This is a genomic window from Runella defluvii, assembly GCF_014195535.1.
GTDB classification, from domain to species: Bacteria; Bacteroidota; Bacteroidia; order Cytophagales; family Spirosomataceae; genus Runella; species Runella defluvii.
This window is the reverse complement of the sequence record NZ_JACIBY010000004.1, coordinates 83,428-93,508: the sequence shown is the minus strand read 5'-3', so window position 1 is coordinate 93,508 and position 10,081 is coordinate 83,428. Positions and strand designations below refer to the sequence as shown.

The following is a 10,081-nucleotide window of genomic DNA, read 5'->3' as shown; positions in this document are numbered from 1 at the left end:
AATTCTACAAACGCTATGCCTCTCCGAGACTTTTTATGGAATCATCCATTTTGTTACAATTCTACAAACGTTATGTCTCTCCGAGACTTTTTATGGAATCATCCATTTTGTTACAATTCTACAAACGCTATGCCTCTCCGAGACTTTTTATGGAATCATCCATTTTGTTACAATTCTACAAACGTTATGTCTCTCCGAGACTTTTTATGGGATGACTCTTCTCGTTACAAATGTTGCGTCTCTCCGAGACTTTTATCCCTTGATTCGTAAGTTGCCTTTATAAATTCCCACAACTTGCCCCAAATTCTGCCTTTTTATGCCCTAAACCCCTCATTTCTTTGAGAAAGTGGGCGTATTCCCTACTTTTGCGTGTTCATAAAACTATTTAGACAGATGTTACAAGCCATTCCTTTTGACCAGACGGCTGCCTACCGCAAACTCAAAACTCACCACAAGAGTATCAGCAAGAAACATTTAAAAGAATTGTTTGCCGAAGACCCTAACCGCTTCAAAAAATTCTCGTTGCGCTTGGGTGACATCGTCGTTGACTACTCTAAAAACCGCATCAATGGCCGTACGTTGGCGTATTTGTGCGACCTAGCCCGCGAATGCCAGCTTTCGGATGCAATTGAAAAAATGTTTACGGGCGACAAAATCAACGCCACCGAAAACCGCGCGGTGTTGCACGTGGCCCTTCGCAACCGTTCCAACACCCCCATCGAGGTGGATGGCAAAGACGTCATGCCTGATGTCAACGAAGTGTTGGAAAAAATGAAAGGCTTTTCGGAAAAAGTACGCGGCGGCGAATGGAAAGGCTTTACGGGTAAGAAAATTACTGACATTGTAAATATTGGTATCGGAGGCTCTGACCTCGGCCCCGTAATGGTGACCGAAGCGCTCAAGTCGTACGGTAAAAAAGGTCTAAGCGTTCATTTTGTGTCGAACGTGGACGGTACGCACATTGCCGAAGCAGTCGCAAAACTCAATCCTGAGACAACGTTGTTTATGATTGCTTCAAAAACGTTTACAACCCAAGAAACAATGGCCAACGCCCACTCGGCGCGTCGTTGGTTTTTGGAAACTGCGAAAGACAGCGCCCACGTAGCTAAGCACTTCGTAGCCATTTCAACCAACCGTACTGAAGTAGAAAAATTTGGCATTGACCCCGAAAATATGTTTGGTTTTTGGGATTGGGTAGGTGGGCGTTACTCGTTGTGGTCGGCCATCGGCTTGTCGATTTCTTGCTACATTGGCTTCCAAAACTTTGAGCAACTCCTTTCAGGGGCGCACGACATGGATAATCACTTCCGTTCGGCGCGTTTTGAGAAAAATATTCCTGTTGTCTTGGCCCTGTTGGGGATTTGGTACAACAACTTTTTCGGCGCAGATACGCACGTTATCTTACCGTACGACCAATACTTACACCGTTTTGCCGCTTATTTCCAACAAGGAGACATGGAGTCGAACGGGAAAAACGTAAGTCGCAACGGCGAGGCAGTTGACTACCAAACAGGCCCTATTATTTGGGGAGAACCTGGCACCAACGGCCAACACGCGTTTTATCAATTGATTCACCAAGGAACCAAGCTCATTCCTGCCGATTTTATCGCGCCTGCGTTGAGCCATAACCCGATTGGCGAACACCACAAAATGTTGTTATCAAACTTCTTTGCCCAAACAGAAGCATTGATGAACGGTAAAACATTGGACGAAGTGGTGGCTGAATTAAGCGGAAAATCGCCAGAAGAAATTGCCAAAATTGCTCCGTTCAAAGTGTTTGAAGGAAACCGCCCGACCAACTCTTTCTTGGTAAAGAAAATTACGCCGCGCGTTTTGGGAAGCTTAATTGCGATGTACGAGCACAAAATCTTCGTTCAAGGAGTTATTTGGAACATTTTCAGTTTCGACCAATGGGGCGTAGAATTGGGCAAGCAATTGGCCAACAAAATTTACCCAGAACTTCAAAACGACTGGCCTATCGAGTCGCACGATAGCAGCACCAATGGCTTGATTAACCAATATAAGCGTTGGAGATAAACTAGCAAGAAGCAAGTGAGGCAAGAGGCAAAAGGGAACTTGTGAAGTACCGTTTTGCCTTTTGCTCCTTGCCGATTTGCCTTTCAAAATACTGCTTTTTCAACAATGCCCCTCCGCATCGACTTTTTTGCGATTGTTATTCTCCTTGGTGTCATACAAAGCATCTTATTGGGTGGGCTTTTTCTGACAGGTCAACGGGCTAAGTCCGTGGCCAATCGCATGATGGGATGGGTGATGTTGGCTTTTTGTGCGGCTATTTTAGAAGTCTTTTTGTGCTATTCCAACTACCAATTTCAAACCCTCTGGGCCGATAATTTTGCCGAACCTACCAATTTTTTATTAGCTCTTTTACCCTTCTTTTTTGTGTATGCTCGGCTTCATGGGCGGCTTCCTCGTCACTACGGCTGGCATCTTTTACCGTTTGCCTTTTGGTGTCTCTACTCCTTTTTTTGGCAACACCAACCGCTTGAGTACAAGTACAATTCGTACCTCGATGCGTGGCATCCTGAGTTGCCTTTTCGAGCCGTTACCTTGTGGCATTCCGAAGACCCGCTGCACATTCGCGAATACGTCAACGACTTTACGTTGGTCAGTATATTGACGTATTTGGGGCTAAGTTTTCGGGAAATTGGGCGGGCCTTTCGCCAACAACAGTTGCCTTTTTTCACCTTAAAAAACGCTGCACCTTTCACCCAACTTCGCAACCTTACGCTGCTGTCGTGCCTTTTTCCAATGTTATTTATTGGGGTTAAACTGACATTTGAAGAAGATTTGGGCGATTATTTGCTGGGAAGCTTGGTCACGTTTTATGTCTATGTAACCAGCTACTTGGTAATGAGTCATTCGGTATTGTTTCAAGTTGAAAACCTCGAAAATGAACCAAAGAAAAAGTACGAAAAATCATCGCTCTCGGAAGACTACGGGGAGTTGATTTTGCAAAAACTACAGCAGCTACTCGAAACCGAAAAACCGTACCTCGACAACGATTTTACGTTACCCAAACTAGCGCAACGTCTGTCGGTTTCGCCGCATCATTTATCCCAAGTACTCAACGATCGACTTCAACAAAGCTTTTTTGATTGGCTTGCCTACCATCGCGTCGAAGAAGCCAAACGTTTACTTTCCAACCCTGCCTTTGCCCACCTCAAAATCGACGAAATCGCCGAGCGCGTGGGCTACAATTCCACCTCTGCTTTTCACACGGCTTTCAAGCGTTTTGCGGGCAAAACTCCCGCTCAGTTTCGGAATCAAGAGAAATTATAACCAGAAAATGAAGGTTTTGATTAGTGCTGAGGGTTGCTCACAACCCGACCTTTTTGAATCACACCGTAAACGACTCCATTTTTTGCAGATACGCCGCATCCACATCGGCGCCGTGACCAGGTGCGTCAGGAATCATCACTTGGTAATGATTTTGGTAAACAATGCCACCCAATACAGGGTCTTGGGCGTGTTCGAAAGGAGAATCTAAATCATAAAAAACGACGTTGTGCAACGCTGACGCAAAATGCGCATTGGCCGAAATCCCCAAACGCGACTCCGACATGCACCCAATCATGCAACGAATACCTGCCCCTTCGGCAATGGCATTGATTTTGACGGCATTACGTAAACCTCCACTTTTAGACAGCTTGATATTAAAATAATCAACCGCCTCTTGCGCCACCAATTTGACCGCATCTTGGGGAGAAAACAACGATTCATCGGCACAAATAGGTACCCTCGCGTGCTGACGAAGACGCGCCATGTGCGCATAATCCCAATGTTTTACGGGCTGTTCGCAGTACTCTACGTTCCAGTCGGCAATGGTATTGAGCACTTTGAGCGCACTCACGTAATCCCAACCTTGATTGGCATCGGTACGGATAGAAATTTCGTCGCCAATCGCCGCACGAATCGCCGCAATGCGTTTAATATCATCGGTTGCGTTTGTTCCCAATTTCACTTTGATGGCATCGGCACCCCGTTCTTTAATTTTCACGGCATCGGCTGCCATGGCCTCGGGCGAAGAGATATAAATCGTTTCATCGGTCGCAATCGGGCGGTTGCTACCTCCCAAAAATTGGTACAGAGGCATATTGGCATACTTCGCTGCAAGATCGTACAGCGCCATGTCGAAGGCACTTTTCGCCGTAGGGTTGGCGGCCAAATAGCGTTCCATAGCCCCGATACATCCTTCTAAATCAAGGGGATTTTTGCCAATCAATAGTTTTGCCAAATCATAAGCCGCCGCGTAAACGGTGGCTTGCGTTTCGCCGACAATCATCCAAAACGGAGCGCCTTCCCCCGTTCCATATACCCCATCCGACGTGTGAATTTTGACCAAAATATTACGAGCTTCCTCAATAGTTCCAATCGCAATCGTAACAGGAGCTTGCAGGGGAATATTAAACTTAAAAACCTCGATGTGGGTAATGATGGGCATGTCTGTAAAGGAAGAAATTAGCTTAGGATTACGCCTTTTTTTGTCAAATAAGCTCCTACGTTAAACGATTGGTCGTGCATCAATTCAATATCACGGTTCCAGTCAAAGGTTTCAATACGTTCGGCCGTTGCGACCATTACCACCTGAGCTTCCGTCAATATCCAAAAGACTTTTTGAACTCCAAAAGTGAGTAGTTTTTGGGTCTTTTTGTAAATATATCCCGTCTCTGTCATGTCCTCAACATCCGCATCAATGTCTATTTCAAAAACAATGGTCGGCGGCACGTTGGCATATTTTCTGGAGATTTTATCTGGTGTCAACACCGATTGTTCAAAAATGGCAATATCGTTGGCTAAATTGTTTTTATGGTCAATGTGCAATCCAGCTTCGCTTGTCAACACTGTGTAGGTATCTTCATCAATAAATTTCCCGATAAAAACCGTCAAATAGAACACAATCAATGCCTGCAAGCTACTCGACCCCATAATTTCAGTAATTTTCTTGTTTCCCGATAACACCTCCCGATACCCTTTATAATACACAGGTTTTCCGTCCATGATTTCGTAAATCAGGGCTTCAGGAACATTCCTTGGGGTTTTTCGCACTTTCCGTGGCGTGTCTAAAGCGGTCATGGTAAACATTTATTTTCTCAAAAGTAACAACAATAAACAGTAAACTCAACACTCAGCACTCCATTAATCCCAGCACTCCATAATCAACAAATCACCCGATTGGGCTGAGATTTTCACAAATCCATCTGCCGCCGACTCGTTGCTATTTCCATTGCGATACCCCAGCACAAGCGATTCATTTTCAAGATTATACTTTAACCCTTCCGTGGCAATCCCCGTCACCGTTCCAACGGGAATGAGCGAAATGGGCGTTTCGGCAGCGTACCATTTTTCAAACGTCCCGACCAACGGAAAAATTTTGGAATAATCGTCCAGCATCACGCATTTGATTTGATTCTTGTACCGAACAATATTCGTCATATTGGTCAAACTATGATCGGCGCGACGACCCGTTGCCCACACGATGTTCACAGCGGGAAAACCGCGTTCTATCAAAAACTCAATGCCTTTTTCGAGGTCTGTTTTGTCTTGGTCGGGCGTATGAATAATTTCAAGCGGATACTGACGGGCGTGTATTTCTTCAAAATCAACGTTTCGGTCAAAGTCGCCCAAAAGCACATCCACTTTTATCCCCAAATCAAGCACTCGATGAATGGCGTGGTCGAGCACCACCACAAACGGCGACCATTCGAGCAGTTGCCCCATCAATTCAAAGCTACACCCTTCGCCATTGGCAATCAGCAACGCGGGTTCTTGTTTTTCTCGGACAACGTGGTGCGAAGACATTTTTAGTAAGCAGCGGGCAAAAGTCCGCTATTTTGGGATTGAATGAATAATTGACAACGCAAAGAAAAGCACAAAATACCATTTGGTGCGTTCAAACAACACTTTTTGTAACGAAACCCATTCCAATATCCCAACTGTAATCAACAACGAAGCAGGTGCCAACCGACGAAAATACAGGCTTTCGATAGAGGCATCCGTTAAATAAATAGCGATTGTAAAAAGTAAATAACCCACGCCTACCCGAAAAAATGAGCTTTTTGTCATGCCGTAGGCATCGATTCCATGCCCCTTCGCCCACCTCCAAAACTCCCTCATAATCAACCCCACCACTATCAATTGACCCAAAGCCACTCCATAAATCAGCCACTTCACTGAGTCGTTCAAAGCGGTATTTTTCAATCCCCAATCCCGTACCGCAAAAAATAAAAGCTCCTCTCCTAGCCCGCGTATGCCTCGCCCTACTCGGCTCAGCCACGGTTCATCGGGCCAAAAACCGTGCCCACCCGTAAAAGTTTTGGTTTGAGAAAAATTAAAAAACAGATACCCCGCCACAAAAAGTAGGTAATACAAGGCAGCCCTCCACCTTCGCTGAATCAATAAAACAAACGCTAAAAAAACGGCAGCGTATCGACTCAAAAACGCGCCAATTGCCCAAAAAGACCCTCCTACTTTTGTTGGCATTGCCTCGGTACTTTGCGCCGCAAAACCAATTACAAAAAACAAAAATAAGGTTTCGGACCACGTATTGGCATATACTTGTACCAGCGACGAGGCAAAAAAAGCCAAAGAGATAAACCACGCTCTCTCCCGAAAACGACTGTATATTAACCCAAAACAGCCTGCGAGGGCCAGTACGTTGATAATTTTTGAGGATATTTCTACCGAAAAACCCGTCAGCCACGCAAGTCCCGCAATCGACGCCGAATAACCCACGGGCCAAATGGCGCAAAAGGTATCTCGACCTTCAAAGACGATGTGGTAGCCTTTTCCATCGAGTAAGCTTTGGGCAGCGTGCAAGTAATGGTACGAATCGGGAGTGAGGAAATAGATAGCATCCGCACGGAGTTTGAGGATTACTACTATAGCAATCAGCAACCATTGACCTACTACTGCTATTTTATTCCCCATTTTGGCGATTTTTAACTTCCTTTCTCGCGGTTGTGAGCAACCGCGCATGTCGGTTTTGAGAAACCGACTGCACATACACGTGTCGGAGGTTGCTCACAACCGACGCACAAGGTTTCTCAAAACCTTGTTAAATGCAAGTAATAAAGTCTCTTTCTCGCGGTTGTGAGCAACCGCACATGTCGGTTTTGAGAAACCGACTGCACATACACGTGTCGGAGGTTACTCACAACCGACGCACAAGGTTTCTCAAAACTTTGTTAAATGCAAGTAATAAAGTCTCTTTCTCGCGGTTGTGAGCAACCGCGCATGTCGGTTTTGAGAAACCGACAGCACACGAGCAACCGACAGCACGCTCCCGTGTCGGAGGTTGCTCACAACCGACGCACAAGGTTTCTCAAAACCTTGTTAAATTGCAAGTAATAAAGTCTAATTCTCAGGGTTTCTCAAAACCCCCGCTACTCGCTCGCGCGCTTCGGGCAAACGCCACCACGGTAAGTAAGGATAGGCGTGATGCTCAAAATGATACCCAAAAAAATAACAACTCAAAAACGCCCATACGTGGTTCAACTTCTGACTACGGGCATTGTGCGGCGGATTTTCGTGTTCGCCACGGTGGGGTAAATACGTGCCAAAATAAAACAACTGGAACGTGCTCAACACCGCTGGAATCATCCAAAAAACCACCAAATTTTCCCACGGGAACCACAGTTTTAACACGTTGTAGGTCACTGCCATGAGGATGATTTGAATCACCGAAATGTATTCTTTGGCAAAGGCCAAAAACCACAAAAAGAAGTTGGGATGACCGTCGTGGTAATCGGGGTCGTCGTGGGTGGCCGCGTGGCGGTGATGCAGGTGATGCTTCGACGAAAGTGTTTTGTAGTTATTAAAAGCAAACAAAGACGCACAAACGAATCCAATCCAATAATTAAGTCGCTTATTTTCAGGCGCAACAACTCCATGAATGGAGTCGTGCGCTGTGATGAACAATCCCGTATAAAGGTGCATTTGAATCAACACAAAAACGAGCACAAGGGGGTCGCTAAGGTACAGCGGATAATGCAGTAAAAACGCAAGGTGAGCAAACCACAACACCAACACCGTCAGGGCTATCCAAAGACCTTTGGTACCGATGGGGCTGGGTTTAATGGCGGGATGTGATGACATACGCTTCTAATGGTATTTTTTGTACAACACCATGCCAAGCGCTTTTGTTTCTACTCAAACTCCTTCGGTGACTTTCCAGTGAATTTCTTGAAGGCACGATTAAAGGTGGATTTTGAATTAAAACCACACTCCAACGCTATTCCCAACAGCGACAAGTGGCTGTTTTCGGGGTTTTTGAGTTGGCGTTTTACCTCTTCCACGCGGTAGTAATTGACAAAATCATTGAAGTTTTTTCCGAAATTCTGATTGATAGCCGCCGACAACACCGACGTATTGGTTTTAAGGCGCTGGGCTACGTCACTTAGCGACAAATCAGGTTGAAGATACAAGCGTTGTTCCCCAACTACTTGCTCAATTTTGGGCTTCCATTCTGAATAATTGGGCGCTGATACATCCGAATTTTTGACAATATCACCTTCTTCTGGCTCAGGAACCACCTCAGCTTTGGTGTACGATAAGCGAGCGGGCTGATGTTGTGAATACCCCATGATGCCTACGTAACAAATAATGGTGACCGTAAACAAATGCCACCACCAATCTTGCTCAAAGGGCAAATCCCCCAAAGCGCGGTCGACAATAGACCAGCCTAATTTGAACACTTCGCCCGCAATGATGAGGTAAATAAAATTGCGAAGCCACACAAAGCTAATCGTATCAGTATCCGAAAACTGTGTTTCAACCCATAGACGGTATTCTTTATAAAGACGTAGCGATTGATAAAAATAATAGATGTAAGAACCCCAAATGGCGATGCTTTCTAGCCAACCCAACCAGTACGACAACTCCGAACTACGGAAGGCGCTCACTACTTTTGGCCCCTGAACAAAGACGATAATATTGACCAAAAAATAAATACCGTAGAGCAAATAATGCCACAAATGGCTCGCTTTGAACCGAAAATCGCGGTTGATTTGGGCTTTGAGGTAGAAATAAATCGTGGGGGCAAACGCAAGGTGAAAGTAGCGCGGAAAGCCGTCGTATTTTTCCCAGAGAATATTAATTCCCGAAAACCCAAAGGTGTAATCCTGAATTTCCATGGCCAAAAAAAACATCACTAAGCCCAGAAACTTATCCGAAAGCCGTTCTTCTTTCCAACCTCGAATCAACAACAAAACGGCAAAAAGCAAGGCCAAAAAATAGCCAAATTGGAGGGGTGTTTGATAAATAGACATCGTTATATCAAAGTGCTTACAACTATTGGCTGTTCCGCGAATGTGACTATACGTTTTAACTATCCACCGTCAATTAAGTTTTAAAACGGCTACATTTTTCTGACTTCGCCGTTGCCCATAATCCCCGACATAGGGTCAATTTTGCCTGGGCCAAACTGCATCACGCTGTTGTTGCCTGAGCCATGTGCCATGAGCGATATTTGGGCATTTACACGTACATTACCGTTGCCGTAGCTCTTTACTTTGGCGGTTTTGGCGATAAGCCCTTGGGCTTTTACTTCTCCGTTACCGTTCTTTTTGACGTCAAGTTCATCAATCGTTCCTTGGAGCGTGGCGTTGCCATTGCCGTAATTTTCTATTCTAAAATACCGTCCTACAATGCCTGTAACCTGCAAACTACTGTTGCCACGGTGCTGAATCACCGACGCTTCAGGCATGGTCACCTTCACTTTGATGCGGGTATCTTCGATGTACATTTTATTGTTGTAGTTGCCTTTGAGGCCAATGCTTAACATGCCCTCTTGGCTTTCTTTTTTGACTTCTAAAAGTGGCTCCAAATTTTCGTCAATTTCGATTTTTACCGAAAAAGATTTGCCAATTTCAACCTCAATGTTCCCGTCCAAATCTTCAAAAGAGAGTTTATCAAAATCGCGAAAATCCAGCGTTTTGGTCATGAGTTTGCCCGTGCCGCGTAGTGGCCCACGTTGGGCTTGGGTGTACAAACAGACCGTCATCAAAAGGGTAAGAATCATTGTTAACTTTTTCATGGCAATTGTTGATTTAAATGCTGATAA

General features: G+C 45.2%; 9 protein-coding genes. 2 read left to right on the top strand and 7 right to left on the bottom strand.

Translation table 11 applies throughout. The annotated features are described in order from the left end of the window. Positions 1 to 393 precede the first annotated feature (393 nt). Together pgi and FHS57_RS10595 are read left to right on the top strand one after the other, a co-directional pair. Positions 394 to 2,037 (top strand): glucose-6-phosphate isomerase, encoded by a 1,644-nt coding sequence (pgi, locus tag FHS57_RS10600; protein WP_183973333.1) that lies wholly within the window; start codon positions 394 to 396, stop codon positions 2,035 to 2,037. 105 nt (positions 2,038 to 2,142) lie between these two features. Next, complete coding sequence (locus FHS57_RS10595; RefSeq protein ID WP_183973331.1) at positions 2,143 to 3,300, top strand: helix-turn-helix domain-containing protein; 1,158 nt, start codon at positions 2,143 to 2,145, stop codon at positions 3,298 to 3,300. Between the two features lie 58 nt (positions 3,301 to 3,358). Here the strand turns inward: FHS57_RS10595 and FHS57_RS10590 are convergent, their stop codons facing one another. From FHS57_RS10590 to FHS57_RS10560, 7 genes are all read right to left on the bottom strand, one after another. Then, positions 3,359 to 4,462, bottom strand: coding sequence for a mandelate racemase/muconate lactonizing enzyme family protein (locus FHS57_RS10590; protein ID WP_183973328.1), 1,104 nt, complete (start codon positions 4,460 to 4,462; stop codon positions 3,359 to 3,361). A 17-nt stretch (positions 4,463 to 4,479) separates the two neighbouring features. Beyond that, positions 4,480 to 5,094, bottom strand: coding sequence for a Uma2 family endonuclease (locus FHS57_RS10585; RefSeq protein ID WP_183973326.1), 615 nt, complete (start codon positions 5,092 to 5,094; stop codon positions 4,480 to 4,482). A 63-nt stretch (positions 5,095 to 5,157) separates the two neighbouring features. Beyond that, complete coding sequence (locus tag FHS57_RS10580; protein ID WP_183973324.1) at positions 5,158 to 5,820, bottom strand: thiamine diphosphokinase; 663 nt, start codon at positions 5,818 to 5,820, stop codon at positions 5,158 to 5,160. A 27-nt stretch (positions 5,821 to 5,847) separates the two neighbouring features. Continuing rightward, positions 5,848 to 7,023, bottom strand: a complete 1,176-nt coding sequence (locus tag FHS57_RS10575) for a hypothetical protein (protein ID WP_183973322.1) — start codon at positions 7,021 to 7,023, stop codon at positions 5,848 to 5,850. A 351-nt stretch (positions 7,024 to 7,374) separates the two neighbouring features. Continuing rightward, the gene (locus FHS57_RS10570) at positions 7,375 to 8,115 is read right to left on the bottom strand and encodes a fatty acid desaturase (protein WP_183973320.1); all 741 of its coding nucleotides are present in this window, start codon (positions 8,113 to 8,115) and stop codon (positions 7,375 to 7,377) included. Positions 8,116 to 8,165: 50 nt separating this feature from the next. Next, on the bottom strand, positions 8,166 to 9,287 hold the full coding sequence (locus FHS57_RS10565; RefSeq protein WP_183973318.1) for a helix-turn-helix domain-containing protein: 1,122 nt from the start codon (positions 9,285 to 9,287) through the stop codon (positions 8,166 to 8,168). 89 nt (positions 9,288 to 9,376) lie between these two features. Further along, the gene (locus FHS57_RS10560; protein ID WP_183973316.1) at positions 9,377 to 10,054 is read right to left on the bottom strand and encodes a GIN domain-containing protein; all 678 of its coding nucleotides are present in this window, start codon (positions 10,052 to 10,054) and stop codon (positions 9,377 to 9,379) included. Between the last annotated feature and the right edge of the window lie 27 nt (positions 10,055 to 10,081).